General features: G+C 27.1%; 12 protein-coding genes. 4 read left to right on the forward strand and 8 right to left on the reverse strand.

The features are described from left to right. Window positions 1–210: 210 nt before the first annotated feature. From BMUR_RS05175 to BMUR_RS05185, 3 genes are all read right to left on the reverse strand, one after another. Window positions 211–3,363, reverse strand: coding sequence for an efflux RND transporter permease subunit (locus tag BMUR_RS05175; RefSeq protein ID WP_013113547.1), 3,153 nt, complete (start codon window positions 3,361–3,363; stop codon window positions 211–213). A gap of 244 nt (window positions 3,364–3,607) precedes the next feature. Continuing rightward, window positions 3,608–7,423 (reverse strand): transcriptional regulator, encoded by a 3,816-nt coding sequence (locus tag BMUR_RS05180; protein ID WP_013113548.1) that lies wholly within the window; start codon window positions 7,421–7,423, stop codon window positions 3,608–3,610. Window positions 7,424–7,442: 19 nt separating this feature from the next. Continuing rightward, a complete protein-coding gene (locus BMUR_RS05185; protein WP_013113549.1) occupies window positions 7,443–8,501 on the reverse strand; it encodes a hypothetical protein in 1,059 nt (352 codons plus the stop codon). Between the two features lie 138 nt (window positions 8,502–8,639). On the opposite strand from BMUR_RS05185, the gene BMUR_RS05190 reads away from it, so the two are divergent. From BMUR_RS05190 to BMUR_RS05205, 4 genes are all read left to right on the forward strand, one after another. Continuing rightward, window positions 8,640–9,032, forward strand: coding sequence for a hypothetical protein (locus BMUR_RS05190; protein ID WP_013113550.1), 393 nt, complete (start codon window positions 8,640–8,642; stop codon window positions 9,030–9,032). Between the two features lie 88 nt (window positions 9,033–9,120). Further along, window positions 9,121–9,567 (forward strand): Spy/CpxP family protein refolding chaperone, encoded by a 447-nt coding sequence (locus tag BMUR_RS05195; protein WP_013113551.1) that lies wholly within the window; start codon window positions 9,121–9,123, stop codon window positions 9,565–9,567. Between the two features lie 16 nt (window positions 9,568–9,583). Continuing rightward, on the forward strand, window positions 9,584–10,135 hold the full coding sequence (locus BMUR_RS05200) for an RNA polymerase sigma factor (RefSeq protein WP_013113552.1): 552 nt from the start codon (window positions 9,584–9,586) through the stop codon (window positions 10,133–10,135). After that, on the forward strand, window positions 10,132–10,605 hold the full coding sequence (locus BMUR_RS05205; RefSeq protein ID WP_013113553.1) for a zf-HC2 domain-containing protein: 474 nt from the start codon (window positions 10,132–10,134) through the stop codon (window positions 10,603–10,605). Before BMUR_RS05200 ends, BMUR_RS05205 begins: the two co-directional genes overlap by 4 nt. 5 nt (window positions 10,606–10,610) lie before the next feature. On the opposite strand, the gene purN is transcribed toward BMUR_RS05205, so the two are convergent. From purN to BMUR_RS05230, 5 genes are all read right to left on the reverse strand, one after another. Further along, window positions 10,611–11,174 (reverse strand): phosphoribosylglycinamide formyltransferase, encoded by a 564-nt coding sequence (gene purN / locus BMUR_RS05210; protein ID WP_013113554.1) that lies wholly within the window; start codon window positions 11,172–11,174, stop codon window positions 10,611–10,613. Further along, window positions 11,162–12,175: a phosphoribosylformylglycinamidine cyclo-ligase gene (purM, locus tag BMUR_RS05215; RefSeq protein WP_013113555.1), complete on the reverse strand. Its 1,014-nt coding sequence runs from the start codon at window positions 12,173–12,175 to the stop codon at window positions 11,162–11,164. The genes purN and purM overlap by 13 nt, the downstream gene beginning before the upstream one ends. A 240-nt stretch (window positions 12,176–12,415) precedes the next feature. Further along, a complete protein-coding gene (infB, locus tag BMUR_RS05220) occupies window positions 12,416–14,740 on the reverse strand; it encodes a translation initiation factor IF-2 (protein WP_013113556.1) in 2,325 nt (774 codons plus the stop codon). A 28-nt stretch (window positions 14,741–14,768) separates the two neighbouring features. Beyond that, window positions 14,769–15,515 carry a hypothetical protein gene (locus BMUR_RS05225; RefSeq protein WP_013113557.1) on the reverse strand — a complete coding sequence of 249 codons (747 nt, stop codon included), beginning with the start codon at window positions 15,513–15,515 and terminating at the stop codon, window positions 14,769–14,771. A 121-nt stretch (window positions 15,516–15,636) separates the two neighbouring features. Next, window positions 15,637–17,130 carry a hypothetical protein gene (locus BMUR_RS05230; protein ID WP_013113558.1) on the reverse strand — a complete coding sequence of 498 codons (1,494 nt, stop codon included), beginning with the start codon at window positions 17,128–17,130 and terminating at the stop codon, window positions 15,637–15,639. Window positions 17,131–17,305: the final 175 nt, after the last annotated feature.

Raw genomic sequence — 17,305 nt, forward strand, 5'->3', positions numbered from 1 at the left:
GTAAGGGAAAACCATGCAAATATTTTAAATTTAAAAAATTAATTTTAATAAACTGTATTTATTTAGGTATATACTAAAAATTTTTAAATTTATAAAACAGAAAAAAAATTTATTACTAATTTTATTTATTAATTAGATTAAACTCTATTAATTAAAAAATAGGCTTTACTATTATTTTTTTAATAACAGCAAAGCCTTTAAAATTATAAATCACTTACCAGTTGCATTTATAGTATCATAATTTGAAAAATCATCTCTGCTTTCCAAATCTTTCTGCTCATAGTCTTTAAGAGGTATTTTATTTCTTATAGCAGCATAAACTGTAGGCACTATAACAAGGGTAAATGCTGTTGATAATAAAAGCCCTCCAAGTATAGCCAAAGATAAAGGCTGATACATTTCGTTTCCGCTTCCGCCTGATAATGCCATAGGTAAAAGTCCTAATATAGTAGTGAGCGTTGTCATAAGTACTGGTCTTAAACGCCTAGGTCCAGACTCCAATGCAGCTTCATCTCCGCTTATATTTTTTTCATGCATAAGCTGATTCATATAGTCTATAAGCACAATACCATTATTTACTACAATACCTATTAGTACAATAAATCCTATGCCGCTGTATACACTTAAAGTTTGACGTCCTATAAAAAGTGCTATTAAAGAACCTGCAAAGCCAAAAGGAATTGCAAGTGCTATAACAAAAGGTGCTATGAAAGATTCAAACTGACTAGCCATTATAGCATAAACTAATACAAGTGCCAATATCAAAGCCTGAAGAAGCTGTAAGAAAGCATCATTCATATCTTCAAAATCGCCTGTATAATTAATATTAAATCCTGAAGGAATAAATACTTCCTGTTTTATTTTTTCCTGCACATCTGTCATTATTTCACTTAAAGCTCTGTTATATCCAGAGGCTTTTATGGTAGTTATTCTAGTGCTGTCTTTTCTCTCTATTTCTGTAGGTCCGTAACTTTTTTCAACAGTAGCTATAGAAGATATAGGAACTATACCGCTTGTAGTAGGTATCATAAGTCTTGATATATCGTCTATATTTAATCTGTCTGGCTCGCCCAACTGAACATTAACATCTATATCTGTAACATCAGAATTGGCTGGAGTCATAGTTGTAGCAGTAGTACCTGCAAAACTTGTTTTAACAATATTTGCTATAGTGTTTACATTGATACCCATTTTGGCAGCTATTTCTCTATTAACATATATTTTAAGTTCCGGATTGGAATCATCTCTGGTAAGTCTTGGTTCTCTTATACCTTCTATATCCGATATTGCAGCTATTATATTATTGGCTATTTCTGTAGCTTTATCCAAATCATCGCCTACAAGTTCTATCTCTATTTCATTTCCGCCTGTTCCTCCGTCTCTTCCTCCGCTATTTATTGCTGAACTTGTTATAGCTGCTATATTAATCTGTGCAGGATAAGAAACCAAAGCATTTCTTGTAAACTCTATATATTCATCAACCGATTTTTTTCTTCCCTCGCTTTTATCTCTTAACTGTACTCTTATTTCTGCTTTATTTTCATCAGAACCTGATTGTACTCTTGACTGCATTCTGTCAAAATCTTCTCCTATGAGATTTTGTATATCGCTTTCCATTCTAGTAACAAATGATTGTGTCTGCTCTGATTTTGTACCAACCGGCATTTCTACATCTATCTTAAACTGACCTTCATCTGAAGTAGGAAATCCCTCCTTACCTATAAAAGTTAAACCTAATGCTATTATTACAAATACAACAGACAATGAAGAAATTAATACTTTCTTTTTATTTTTTATAGAATAATGAAGCACGCTGGAATATAAATTATTAACTCTATTATGAAAGTTTTTATTAACAAAATTTTCTATAGGTATTAAGAACTTAGTTTTTTTATTCGTTACAAGTCTAGCTCCAAGCATAGGAACTATTGTAAGAGCTACAAATAATGAACCTATCATAGAAACTGTAACTGTAATACATAAATCTCTAAATAATTGTCCAGTCTGTCCTTCAACAAAAAGAAAAGGCAAAAATACCGCTATAGTTGTAAGAGTGGAAGCTGATATTGCAAGTGCCACAGAAGAAGTACCGTTTATAGCTGAAGAATATTTTCCATATCCATTATTTCTATAATAAAATATATTTTCTAAAACTACTATTGAGTTATCAACCATCATACCTATACCCAAAACAAGTCCTGATAATGAAATAATATTTAAAGTAATACCCATAAAATACATTAATGTAAATGTGATTATTATTGATATAGGTATAGAAATCGCTATTATAGAAACTGTTTTTATATTCCATAGATAAAGCATTAATATAATAACGGCAAATAATCCGCCCTGCCAAGCAGTATCAAGAACTCCGTTTATAGATTCATTTACATTGTCTGCATTATTAAAAAGTATCTCATATTCTACGCCCTCTGGAAGAGTAAGATTTGCAAGCTGTTTTTGAACTGCTTTAGATACATTAACAGTATTTCCTCCAGACTCTTTATTGACAGATACGGATATTGCAGGCATACCGTTAATCTTTACTATCTCAGAATCATCACTGTATCCCTGATAAACTCTGCCTATATCTTTTAATTTTATGGGTGTATCATTTGTTTTTAATGCTACAACAGTATTTTCTATATCTTCTACTGTGGTAAACTCTCCCATAGTTCTTAAAGTATATTTATAAACCCCCTCATAAGTTTCTCCTCCTGATAGGTTTTGATTCTCACTTGAAAGAAGAGAGACTATTGTATTAATATCTATTCCGTAGGCATGAAGTCTATTTAAAACCAAGTCTACTTTCATCTCAGTTTGAAGTCCGCCTCTAATCTCTGCCCTTGCTACTCCTGAAGCCTGCTCTATTTTATTTAATATCTGATTATCTATTAAAGTATACAATGCTCCCAAATTATCCGTTCCAAAGAATGCTATTTCCATAACTGGCATCATATCGGTAGAGAATTTAAATACTGTAGGGCTGTCGGCATCATCTGGAAGCGAATTTTTTACTCCGTCTATTGCTTCTCTTATATCTGCAGTAGCAACAGCTAAATCCGTGCCCCAGTTAAACTCTATAAATACGCTTGACTCCCCCTCTTGTGAAGTAGAAGTTATTGTATTAATATCGCTTACTGTAGCCACTGCATTTTCTACAATCCTAGTTACAGATTTCTCCACCTCTTCAGGTCCTGCATTCTCATATTCTGTTCTTACAGTTATATAAGGAAGCTCCATATCTGGTAAAAAATCTACTGCTAATTTACTTAAACTTACAAAGCCTAATATTAATACTGCTATCATACACATAAAAACCGCTACGGGTCTTTTTACTACCAATTCTATAAAATTTCTCATTCGCTTTTCACCCCTAATATTTAATATATAGCATACAATCTATTTTTTTTTATTTTATCTAATCTTTAGACGAATAAAACAAAAAAAAGTTTTAAACATATGTTTTATATGCCTAAATTTGTATCTATATACAGTGTGTAATAAATAATTATAACCTAAACAATTATATTTATCAATTTTTCATACTTGTTTCAAAACTAATTTTACATATTATCACAACAAATAAATAGTCAAAACATAAAAATCAATCTGAAATATTCTTTAATATGCTAATAATCATAGATATAGATAAAATTATAGTTATTATTATAAGAATAATATTAAGAATATTAAAAGCCTCTGTATTAAAAGTTCCTATATACTTTATTATAACGAGAAAAACTCCTACAAAACCTCCAAACATACCGTATAATTTAAGTCTAGTTAAATACTTCTTTGCAAAAGAATTAAATACATCATGTATATTTTTGGCATTCATCTTATCTATCTCTTCTTTTGTAATAGCTGAAAAATCTATTGCATCTATAATTAAATTAATATCATCTTCAGCACAATTAATAATCAAATTAAGAAAATAATATTTTAATTTATCATCTATAATAAAAGGTATATCATTTCTAAGTTTTGAAATTATCTTTTTTATCTCTTCAGATATGCTTGAGTTTATATATTCATTTTTATCTAAATTATCAAGAATATTATAAATTGATATTATAAAATTATTTAAATCAATTAAATTATCATAAAGTAAAAGACGCTCTATATCTGAGTATTTAAAAATATCTTTTAATATATCATCAAAATATTTTTCTATATTCAAACATTCTTTTATAGTAGTAGGATATAATGAGCTTTCTATATAATTTTTAATATCTTCTGTAACTTTATATCTGTTATTATAAATACTAATGCATAATTTTCTAATGAGTTCATAAAAATAAATATCCGTATTTTCTAAAAATGATTGAGTATACTTTTCTATTAATTTATAATCTATATTCTTAACAGAAAAATCAAATAATTTATCAAAAACATTTAATATCAAATACTCATTATTATTTATAGTGTCATTTAAATATTTTCTTAAACTATTTTCTTCATAAAGTTTTTCATTACTATTTTGTCCTATAAAATAAGAAACATTTTTTGATAAAATATTTTCATCTAAAAAATTAAAACTTATATTCATAATATCATATTTCATATCATCAATAAAAATAGGAATCTTTTTATTAATTAAATTTAATATTATTCTGTCTGTCAAATCTATAACCAAATCATTTTTCAAAGGAATATCTTTTATAATGGTCTCTCTTATCTCATACCTATTTTCTAATAATGTTTCATTTAATTTTTTACTCATCATAGAAAATATAAACTCACTGTTAGACCTAACAAGGTTTACAATTTCTCCGCCAAACATCTCCTTTATTTTTTTGCTGCTGTTTTTTGATATCTCATTATCAATAAAATATGCAGCAATATAAAATATTCTATCCCTTACAGAATTTGAATTAATAGCTTTTGTGGCATTTAAAACTATTATATTTTTAAATTTACTTAAATCTTTTATATTATCTATTATTATATTTTTTATAAAGTCTTTTAAGTTTATAATATTAATATTAGAAAGTAATAGTTTTAATACTGAAAATATATTATCATTTATATAATTTATTAATACTTCTTTATTATTTTTTATAATATTATATATATAATTATTTTTGATAATTAGTTTAATAATACCAGTCTTTATAAAATCAATATTATTAATTATAATAGTGTTAATACTTTCTTTTAAATATGAAAATATATTTAATTTATTTATTTTCTCATCTTCAAGCATATAATTAAAAAACTTTTTATAATTATCTTTTATCAAATTATCTTCTATATCTTTTTTATTTTCTAAAATACTAATAATACCTTCTTTTTCCATAAGCCTATCATTAACAAAATCAGACATTGAAGATGCAAATCTGCTTTTCTCACATGCAACAGCCCCCCAAAAAACTTTTTTCTTTATGCCGAATAAAGGCTCATAAGGCTTGAATATAGAATAAATAGCAAGAACATTCGTTATAAATCCTATAAAAGTGTATACCAAAGGCTCTGCTATATAATTTAAATATCCTAAAGAAGGATTAAATGAATTGACTGGAAATAAATACGCTGTTAATAGTCCAAATACAAATCCCAAAAAAGCACCTAATATATTTATAGGCTCTAATTCCTTACCCATAAAATCATTGGCCATTTTTGCTATTTCATCTTTATTTAATTTGCCCATATTGTTTTTTATTGTTTTTATTACAATAGAATCTATTACTGATGAAATAAAATCCTTCTCTTTATTTATAAACTTTATTATTGAACTATAGGCATTATTATTAAAAAAATTATCTATTTGTTTTTCTTTTTTTATAATTATTTCATTTATATTATAATCAGAATATTTATCTATAATTGTTTCAAATAAATTAATTATCTCTTCATAAATAGAATTATTAAATAAATCATTAATAGTTTTTTCTTTATATTTTAAGTATACATTATATAAATAATTTTCTATACTTGATTTATTTTCTTTAATGATAACACTAATATCAAAACTATAAAAAAACTTATTTAATGTTTCTTCATTTATAGAATCTATTTTTTTATATACAAATGCTGAAACCTTATCAAAATTTGAAACAGCATATTTAATAATCTCTTTTTCAACAAAACTATATAATTCTTTTATCATATAAGAATCAGCTAATAAACTTATCTTCATATTCAAAAACTTTTCTATCAAAGAATTAGGAAACTCTTTGATATTGAATATCACAATATCTCTTAAAACATTTTTTAAAGTATCCTCATTAACCTCAATACTTTTTAATATTTTAGATATTTTTGTATTATTAAGATAATTTATTATATCATCACACACTGCCTCAACTAATTTCTCATTATTATCTTTATACTTTTGAGTATATTCTATAATTTTATTAACTATCTTATATTTTGAAGCTATATCATTTAAAAAAACTTTTCTAATAGCTTTTACTATAAACTGCCAAAAAACTCCGTCTATATTTTCTATTTCTTCATCAACAGCCTTTTCTATAATGCATTCTAATTTTGATTTATTTTCATTTATTATAGGAATTATTATATCTATTAATTTGGGAAGTATATCTGATACTATATCTTTAATTCTATCTGATATATTATGATTTAAAAGTTCATATATTGTTTTATCAGTATTTTTTAATTTCATATAGAGTTTATCTATTACATAATCAACTATATTTTCAAATTCTTTTTTATTTGATAATTCTTTGATAATATCTTTTATCTCTAAAATGTCATTTATAGAAAATAATTCCTTTATTTTTTTATCCGATAGGGAAAAGAAAAAATCATAAAAAAGATTTTCTATATTTAAATTATTAATTAAAGATATTAATAAACTCTCTATTTTTTTATTATTATTTGACAAGTTATTAATAATATTATCAGATATTTCTTTTAATATATCTTTATATTTTTCATTATTATTTTTATATATTTTATTTGCTGCATTTAATATAAAATGATTATTCTTCTCATAAGATATGAAAGACTCTGTAATACTTTTTATAATATGTTTGAATTGACTTTCATCTATAATCTGCTCTAGTTTTATATTTTTAGATAATTCATTTAATATTGTTAGTATATTTTCATTAGCATCTGTTTTTATCCAATTTATTATATTTTCTTTAGACTCATTAAACCCTGCTACATTTTTTATTTTTATATCTGTTTTTGATATTAATTGATTTTTTATTTTCTTAAAAAACTCTTTTATATTGTTTTGAAACTTATCTTTTATTATTTCTTTATATATAGAATCATAATTAATAATCTTTTTAGAAATCATAATACTTATTTCATCAATAAATCTGTCTTTTTCTCTTGCTATTATTCCATTATTAGAAAATAACTTTTTTAATGCTATCGTATTAGTATAATAACCAGCAGCAGCTCCGAGAAAAGCTCCTAACATTAATTGAAAAAATAAATCCATTTTTCTATATACTACTCAATCATTTCTCAAAAGATTCTAATTCTTTGCATAGCTTCACAAAATCTTCATAAACAGTTATAGACTGCAGATATCTCAAATCAAGCATATACCCAGAATCAACATGCTTGAAAAATTCTGCATCCCAAAGTTCAGTTTGTATAAATCCTTTTTTATAATCATATTTATAAGGCTCAAATTTAAATGGATAAGCTCTAAAATATTTTACCTTAGCAAAGCATAATTTATATATTCTAAAGAGTATTCCTATAGTATCGTTTCTATTTAAAAATTTATCAGTAAATATTAAAGTTTTATGCGAGTTTTCTTTCTCCTGATACCATCCTCCATCTTCTTTTTTTAATCCGTATTTTTTTATGATATTATCTTTATCTGATGAATAAAGCGAGGTAAAATCATAATCATATCTTACCTCTTCATTTATAAACTCTATGCCTTCGCATACAATATAAAAATATCCTCTCATATCATCAGCCTTAATCTTTACTATAAGAGAAGACTTTTCATCTACAATATTTTTATAATTTTTAATATCATTAAAATCATCAGAAGCATAAAATACATCATACTCATTAGGACATGCACTAAAATATTTTGAACACTCTACAAAAGATGCATTTTTAAAAATTATTTCTATGCTATGATAACAGCTTAAATCATTACTAGCAACAATATGCAAATCTTTATCATAACCAGCAATCATAAAATCAAGCCACATATTATCTTTTATAGCATTATTTATATTTTTTATATTTTCTTTTAAGTTAATAAAATTAATCTCTTCAATATATGCCTGAAACTCTGCTTCCATATACTTAAAATTAGTAAATGCAACTTTGTCATCATGTTCTAATATTTCTATATATACAGCATCATCTATATAAAAAAGATATTTTTTATTATCATTAAATAATAAATATCCGTTTTCAGTTTCTTTCATTTCAGCATTAATTTTAGACTTTATGTATCTTATCAAATAAAACATATCATTTTTAATGTTTTCACTGTCAATGATTTTAATTTTTTTTGATTTTTCATCTAAAGAAATTATTTTATACATTTTATATCCAAATATTTTATATTTATAATTATTATAGTACAAAAAATTAGTTTTTTAAAGATTAAAAATAAAGTTATTTAATAGGAACTTTTATCTTTTTTTATTCGTCTAAAAAAATTAAATAGAAGGATTTTATGTATGAAAAAATTAATACTTATTATTTTATTAATATTCAGCAGTTTATATGCCGATGATACTTTCAATATAAGCGATAATTCATTAAAAGTTCTTCATGATGCAGGAGTTGAAATAAATCAGGAACAGAAAAAAAATATAAATTTGATAGTAAAAAAATATATGCCTTATATAAAACAATTACTATTAGAAATAAAAGATATAGAGTCAAAACTTAATAATGAATACAAAAAAACTGACGTTAATTTAAACATAATAAAGAAATTATTATTTGAAAAAAAGACAAAAGAGGCAGATTTTGACTATATTATAATGTCATGCGATTTGGATATATTAGAATTATTTTCTAATGATGATATAAAAAGAATAAAATACTATATAATTTTTAAAAAATAAGGGAACTTTTAACAAGTTTATATCGTCTAACTAATTAAAGATAATAGATGATATATAATAATAATATGTATACAGATAAGGAGAGTTTATGAAAAAAATATTTTTGGCATTGTCTTTGATATTTGTATTATCTTTATCTATTTTTGCTCAGCCAGGACCGAAAGGACCGGGACCTCATGGACCAAGACATAGGAGAGGAGCTGAATTTGATAAGAGATTAGGCAATGATCCTTTGCAGTATTTTAGAAAAATAGGTATAACACTTACAGATGAACAAGCTGAGATAATGTATGATATAGCAATAAAATTTATCACAGAAGATGAACCTATCAGACTTGAGATAGAAAGAATAAATAATGACATTAGAATGGAGTTAATGAAAGAAAATACTGACAGAAACATATTAAAAGAGCTAATAAAAAGCAAAAAAGAGCAGGAAGCTTTGAGAGATTATTTAAGAATAGTAAGAGATTTAGACATAATAGATGTGCTTACTCCAAGCCAAAAGGCTTTATTAAATAAAAAGATGCAGTAATATAGGTTTATAAGGTATGAGCGGTGCTGGTATTATGGCGTATGAAGATAATATAGAAGCTTTTAAAGCAGGTAATGAAGAAGCTTACAAAGAGCTTGTAGAAATGTATAAAAAACCGCTGTTTAATTTGGTTTATTCTATCATTTCAAACAGCGAAGAAGCAGAAGAAATCGTGCAGGACGTTTTTGTAAGTTTTTATATAAAAAGAGAAAGTTTTGAAGGCAGAAGTAAAATATATACTTGGCTTTACAGAGTATCTTTTAATAGGGCAGTAGATCATATAAGAAAAAGAGAAAGAGAGAAAAAATACAGGATAAAAGAATATAGAAACTCAGAAGTGCAGGAATCTGATAATGATAATAGTATTAATAAGATTATATTAGCAGAGGCATTATCAAAGTTGGAAGATGATTTTCGTATACCGCTTATGATGGCAGAATATGAAAATTATTCTTATAATGAAATATCTGAAACACTGGATCTGCCTGTTAATACGGTAAGAACCAGAATATTCAGAGCTAGAAAAAAACTTTTATCTATTATGCAAAAGATGGGGGTAACTTTATGAAAAATAATCATGAATATTATGAAATGCTTATAAGCAGATATAAAGACAATGATTTAGACAGCAATGAAATATTTGAGATGGAAAAACATCTGTCTTCTTGTAAATCATGTCAGAAGTTTAAAGAAGAACTTGATTCTATGTCATCTATACTATGCGGTAAAAAACTTATAATAGTACATAAAAAGAAAATATTTAATAAAAATAAAGTAATAGCTTCTATAGGATCTCTGGCAGCTGCTTTATTAATATTTGCAGGTGTTAATAGCCTATATAAACAGCAGTCTGACGATAATTCTGCTATAATAGCAAATAACTCTTCTTCAATGAAAACAGTTATAGACTATAATATAAGCGATGAAGACTATACTCCTCTATCAAGTTATTTCAGCTACAGCGATGAAGAAAATACAGATGAAGGAAGCGAAGAAATATCAATAATGTCAGCTTATATTTATTATATGGGCAAATAAACAAGTTAAATAGTTTTAGCTAATTGCTTTACAGTTTCAGGCAGTATTCTATGTTCTTCTAAAAGCACTCTTTTTTGTAAAGTTTCAGGAGTATCATCTTCTTTTACAGCTACTCTAGCCTGCATTATTATATCTCCTCCGTCTATTACTTCAGTTACATAATGCACAGTACAGCCAGACTCTTTTTCTTTATTTGCAATAACTGCCTCATGTACATGAATTCCGTACATTCCCTTTCCTCCGTATTTTGGAAGAAGAGATGGGTGTATATTAATAATTTTTCCTTTCCATTTTTTTATAAAATTAGTATCTACTATTGATAAAAATCCTGCTAACACTACTAAATCTATGTTATTAAGATGTTTGTCTATAGTATTAAACAAATCATTTTTATGCATTTTTTTATCTATAATAACAGAAGATATACCAAATCTTTTAGCTATACTAATACCCTTGCATTGTCTATCAGCTATAACAATATCAATTTGATAATCATCTTTATCTTGCATCTCTATTAGAGAAAGTAAATTACTTCCGCCTCCAGAAATCAAAACAGCTATTCTAAGCATATTCCACTCTTACCCTTATCTTCATTTTTTGTAATATAACCAATATCATAAGCCTCTTCATTCATATCTTTCAAATCTCTTATAATATTATCTTTATCATCTTTGGAAGCTATTATAACGAAGCCTATACCCATATTAAAAGTATTGTACATCTCTTCTTCTTTAATATTTCCAAGATACCTTATATAATTGAATATATTAGGAGTTTGAAAACTGTCTTTTTTAATAACAGCTTTATACCCTTTAGCAATAGCACGCGGAACATTTTCTATTAATCCGCCTCCTGTAATATGAGCCATTCCTTTTATATTATATTTTTCTAATAGAGGAAGAACTTTTTTTACATATATTTTAGTGGGAACTAAAAGAGTCTCGCCTATTTTTTCACCTTCAAATACAGCATTATAATCGCGTACAAGTTTTCTTATAAGAGAAAATCCATTGCTGTGAAAACCAGAAGAAGAAATACCTATAACAGCATCATCTTCAGCAACATTAGCTCCGTCTATAATTTTATCTTTTTCCACAACCCCTACACAGAAACCAGCAATATCATAATCACCCTCTTTATAAAAACCCGGCATTTCAGCAGTCTCTCCGCCTATCAAAGCAGCACCCGCCTCATAACAGCCGTCAGCAATACCTTTTACTATTAAACTAGCAGTTTCTCCGTTTAATTTACCGCAGGCTAAATAATCCAAAAAGAAAATAGGCTTTGCCCCATGACAAAGTACATCATTAACACACATAGCAACAGCATCTATACCTACTGTATCATACTTTTTCATAGAAAATGCTATTTCAAGTTTTGTTCCTACTCCGTCAGTACCAGAAACTAATACCGGATTATTATATTTGCCAAGCTCATACATAGCACCAAAACTTCCTATAGTATTAAGTACATTTGAATGCATAGTTTTGGCAACTACTTCTTTCATAAGAGAAACAGCTTTGTAGCCTTCTTCTCTATTAACTCCGCTGTCTGCATAAGAAATACTCATAAATAATTCCCTTAATTTTTTAGATTATTTTTTTATTGATAAATAAGATAGCTATTAGTATACCAATATTTTTTTTATTTACAAGAATAATTTTTTTATTTATAAAAAATAGTTTAAATAACAAAAAAATAATAAATATCAAACTTCTATAAAATATAATTTTTATAGAAAATGAATAAAAAAGCAATGAATTTATATGAAATTCATTGCTTATATAATTATTAAAACACAAAAAATATATTATAAATCCTGTGCTATCTCTTCAATTTTGAATATTTCAAGTATATCACCTTTTTTGATATCGTTAAAGTTTTCTATAGAAGCACCACATTCATAACCAGTGGCAACTTCTTTAACATCGTCTTTTACACGTCTCAAACTAGAAATCTTACTTGTGTATATAAGTACATTATCACGCATAACTCTTACGCTAGCATTTCTCTCTATTTTACCACTAGTTACATAACAACCAGCAATAGTACCAACTTTAGGAACATGGAATACATCTCTCACTTCAACAGTACCAATATCAACTTCTTTTTTAATTCTTTCAAGAGAACCTTTCATAGCATTTTGAATAGCTTCTATTGCCTCATAAATAATATCATATCTTTCTATAGGTATTCCTAATTTTTCAGCAAGCTCTCTAGCTTTAGCAGAAGGACGTACTCTATAAGCAATAATAATTGCATTAGAAGCATGAGCTAAGTTTACATCGCTTTCAGTAACAGCCCCAGATGCACTGTATATAGAAACAAAACGTATTTTATCACTTTGTATTTTATTAAGAGCATCTCTCAAAGCCTCAGCACTTCCCTGAACATCAGCTTTTATTATAACCTTAAACTCTTTCATAGCATCAGAAGCTATTTTTTCATAAAGGTTTTCTAAAGTAACTTTAACATTAGCTTTCAAAGCCTCCTGCTGTTTTAACTGAACTCTTTTATCAGCTATAGCTTTAGCCTCTTTTTCATCAAGCATAACATTAAATGCTTCTCCAGCTTCAGGAGTTTTTTCAAATCCTAAAACCTCAACAGGAGTAGAAGGCAAAGCCTTTGTAACTCTCTGCCCCAAATCATTAACCATAGCCCTAACTTTACCAACAGAAAGCCCGCATACAAAATAGTCTCCGATTTTTAGAGTACCATTTTGCACAAGCACAGTACCAACCGGTCCTCTTCCTTGGTCAAGCGAGGCTTCTAAAACTATACCTATGGCTTCTCTATTAGGATTAGCCTTTAATTCAAGCATTTCAGCCTGAAGTATAATAGCTTCTAATAATTCATTGATACCCTGTTTAGTTAAAGCACTAACACCTATATACTGGGTATCTCCGCCCCATTCTTCCGGAGTAAGTCCGTATTCTGACAATGAAGCTTTAACTTTATCCATAGAAGCATTAGGCAGATCCATTTTATTAACGGCAACTATTATAGGTACATTAGCTTCTTTAGCATGATTTAAGGCCTCTATTGTCTGCGGCATAACTCCGTCATCAGAAGCAACAACAAGTATTACTATATCTGTACTTTTAGCTCCCCTTGCTCTCATCATAGTAAATGCTGCGTGTCCCGGAGTATCGATAAAAGCTATTTCGCCGCTAGGTATTTTTACTTTATAAGCACCGATATTCTGAGTAATTCCGCCGCTTTCTTTTGAAGTAATATTACTATGTCTTATAGCATCAAGAAGAGAGGTTTTACCATGGTCAACATGCCCCATAATTGTTACTACTGGAGGACGAGGTTTTAAATCTTCTTCTTTATCCGCTTTTACTTCAATAGTAGCCTCTTCCTGTAAAGATACAACATTAACTTTACAGCCGAAATCATCAGCTATAATTGTAGCAGTGTCTGAATCTATTATATCATTAACTCTAGCCATAGTACCCATACCCATAAGTTTGGATATGATGTCGGAGGCTCTTAAATTCATCTTTTTAGCTAAATCGCCTACAGTAATTGTTTCCATTATGCTGATTTCTTTTTCAACACTGGCAAGTCTTTGTTCCTGCTGACGTTTTTTAGCCTGCATTTTATTAAAGATTTTATTTTCCTGTCTTTGAGCTGCTTCTGCTTTAGAATCTTTCTGAGAAGATTTTTTATCGTATTCTTTATCTTTTTTCTCGTAATCTCTTTTCTTATTATCTTTTTTATTATCTTTCTTGAAAGAAGATACATCATCTGCAGGCGGAGTAATTTGCTGTAATTTATTATCTTTAGCTTCTCTGTTATTATTAAAATCTTTATGTTCTCTGCTGCCATGAGAATAATTCTTATTTTTGTTTTCTCTATTATCCCTATTATCTCTGCTGTTAAAGTTTTTAGCAGCATTTTCAGAATTATTATCCTGTTTTTGAACTTCCTGTTTATCAGATTTATTATGTATTATAATTTTCTTTTTAACTATAACTTTTTTAACTTTCTTCACAGCTGCAGTTGCCTGACTGTCATCATTATTACTGCTATTATTATTAGCTTTTTTTATTATAACTTTAGGCTTATTATCAGCTTGTGAGCTTTCCTGATTTAAATTTTTTTCATTATTCTCATTTTTTTGAGACATTATTTTCCTTTCCCATTTATATTAGATTTTAATTATTTGTTCTTGGCAATAAATCATTACTTTGAGGCATTATAGCTGTATTTGTTGCATTAGGATCTCCTATTTGAGGAGGAAGTATGCTTGCTTCACCCAAAACAGCTGTATTTCTTTCTATCACTGCTTTATCTTTTAAATCCTGTATATCTCTTTGAACTAATTGTTCTGCATAAGCATTTTTATATAATTGAGCAACTAAAGGAGCTGTTTCTGTATTATATGCTGTTATACCATACATTTGAGTTAATTGTTGTTTAGCCTGTTCAAAGAAAGCCTGAGCCTGTTCAGGAGTTGGGTCTGGTATATTTTTAGCGGCATCAGAAATAAGTTTAGTTAAATAATACTGAAACTTAACATTTCTTACTGAAAGGTTTATAAAATCTTTAGCTTCCTGAGTTTCAAAGAATTTTTCTTCCTCAGCTTTTTTGAATAATAAAACAGTATTTATTAATTGGTCTGCATACATTTGCTTAGTAGCTGCATCATTAGCATATAGAGCTATTTGATCTGCTGTAGCTCCTTGAAGTACCAAAGCTGCTTCTAAATCTTTATTGAAATTAGTTTGGTTTACAGTGAAGTCATCTATTTTTAATACCCAATCGCCTTCTCCGCCTTTTAAATAAGATATAGAATCAGATGAAGAAGAACTGCTGCTTCCGCTTCCTTGATTTTGAGAGCAGGCTATTATAGGTAATGCTGTTAATATTAATAATAGTTTTTTTAAGTTTTTCAAACTCATAAAATTATACTCCTTAAAAAAATAAAAAACAGTTTATTAGTTTTATAGTGTATCATATATAATTTTTTATGCAAGTAAAAACAAATAATTTTTTACATAGATATTTATAAATTATTTTTATTTATTTCTTTCCAGAATACATACTTATTACTAAATTCGGCAGTTCTTTTTCTAATATTCCATACCAAATGGATTTTCTTCTTTTTAAAGTTTTGCTGCTCATAGCATAATTCATAAGTTTATTATAAGTTTCATTTGCCTTCTGAACATTCTGAAATATAGGTATATGATTAGCTGGAAATATTTCAGATATATTAGCTTCTATATCTTTCTTTATAACAACATCGTATATAGGCAAAACTTTTTCGTATCCTGCACAAATACTTTCGGCATATTCCAAAACCATTTTATCAAAATTCGGTATAGTTTTTAGTAATCTTATTATTAAAGCAAAAGTATCTATAGCCTCTTTATAATTTTCTTTAACTACATATGCTCCATTAGCTTTATCACATAAATCACATATAGTATTATTTGTATAGCTTGATATATATTCATTAACATGTTCATCTATTTGGAAAGGAGGCATTGATTTTGCAACTTTTGATATAAGGTCCAAAACAGCAGTAAACATTCTCTGTTTCCACAAATTACCCTTCACGCTTTTGATAAGCTCTTCCATCTCATTGAAAAATGATTCTTTATATTTTTCATCTGGATTAAATATAGCTTCTACTATTGGTATCTCTGTACCTTTAAATGATATCATACCATTATCATAAAAAGATATAATATTTTTTTCAAATATTTCACTTTTAACTTTGCTGTTTTCTTTTAAGAAGTTGAACTGTAAATTTTTAGTTACTATTACTTTATTTTCTTTAGGTGCTAAAGTATTGGCTCTTGCCTGCATTCTTGCTGCATTGTTAATTAAAAACCCTGATAAATCCCCGTCTTCTGTAATTATTAATGAACTATTAGTGTTGCCGCCTGATATTCCGGCACTTATCTTAAACTCTGGAAGACCTGATGTATCAATGCTAGGATATTCTTTCAATAATCTCTTCTTGCTTAATACTCCTATAATTGCTATAGTAGCACTTAAAGCATCAGTAGCAGTTGGACATACCATAATAATTTCATCACCCTGCTTTCTATGCGATATAACATTATAAAACTTTGTAACCTCACTTACTTTGTTTTGCATAAGATCATCTAAGGCATGAAGTTTGGATAAATTATTTTTATTCTCTTCGCAGAACTTTGTATAACCATGTATATCAAGCATTGCTATATAAACATCAGCTATTGATAAACTTAATTTCAAATCGCCTGCAAAACTATATTTCGGATTTTCAATAACAAACTGAGACCATAATTTGGGATAGGATTCTTTATCAAGATTATTAAAAAATCCCCAATTAATTTTACGTATTATATCAAATAAAGCCCTTAATATTGTTTTATGGTCATGAACTTTTTCAAAATTAATATTTTTAGCATAAGTAAAAATTTCTGAAAAGTTTTTTATCTCTCCTGAAATTATCTTTTCTGTAAGAAATGCGTATAATTCATATTTAGAAGTGGATTGCGTATATTCCTCTATTTTATTCACTTTTTTCCTCTTACCTTATTTTTAAAAAAACCGTAATTATTACTTTAACTTATAAATAAAAAAAATCAATACTAATAACGAATTTATTAACAATCAATAAAACATATTGAAAAAAATATAAACTATATTAAAATAAATATAATTTTTTCAATAATAAAATAAATAAACAAAAATA

This window comes from Brachyspira murdochii DSM 12563, from assembly GCF_000092845.1.
GTDB lineage: Bacteria > Spirochaetota > Brachyspiria > Brachyspirales > Brachyspiraceae > Brachyspira > Brachyspira murdochii.

Coding starts and splice junctions, on each gene's coding strand:
- BMUR_RS05195 (WP_013113551.1), top strand. CDS start 9,121: ATGAAAAAAATATTTTTGGCATTGTCTTTGATATTTGTATTATCTTTA.
- BMUR_RS05185 (WP_013113549.1), bottom strand. CDS start 8,501: ATGTATAAAATAATTTCTTTAGATGAAAAATCAAAAAAAATTAAAATC.
- BMUR_RS05180 (WP_013113548.1), bottom strand. CDS start 7,423: ATGGATTTATTTTTTCAATTAATGTTAGGAGCTTTTCTCGGAGCTGCT.
- infB (WP_013113556.1), bottom strand. CDS start 14,740: ATGTCTCAAAAAAATGAGAATAATGAAAAAAATTTAAATCAGGAAAGC.
- BMUR_RS05190 (WP_013113550.1), top strand. CDS start 8,640: ATGAAAAAATTAATACTTATTATTTTATTAATATTCAGCAGTTTATAT.
- purN (WP_013113554.1), bottom strand. CDS start 11,174: ATGCTTAGAATAGCTGTTTTGATTTCTGGAGGCGGAAGTAATTTACTT.
- purM (WP_013113555.1), bottom strand. CDS start 12,175: ATGAGTATTTCTTATGCAGACAGCGGAGTTAATAGAGAAGAAGGCTAC.
- BMUR_RS05175 (WP_013113547.1), bottom strand. CDS start 3,363: ATGAGAAATTTTATAGAATTGGTAGTAAAAAGACCCGTAGCGGTTTTT.
- BMUR_RS05225 (WP_013113557.1), bottom strand. CDS start 15,515: ATGAGTTTGAAAAACTTAAAAAAACTATTATTAATATTAACAGCATTA.
- BMUR_RS05205 (WP_013113553.1), top strand. CDS start 10,132: ATGAAAAATAATCATGAATATTATGAAATGCTTATAAGCAGATATAAA.
- BMUR_RS05200 (WP_013113552.1), top strand. CDS start 9,584: ATGAGCGGTGCTGGTATTATGGCGTATGAAGATAATATAGAAGCTTTT.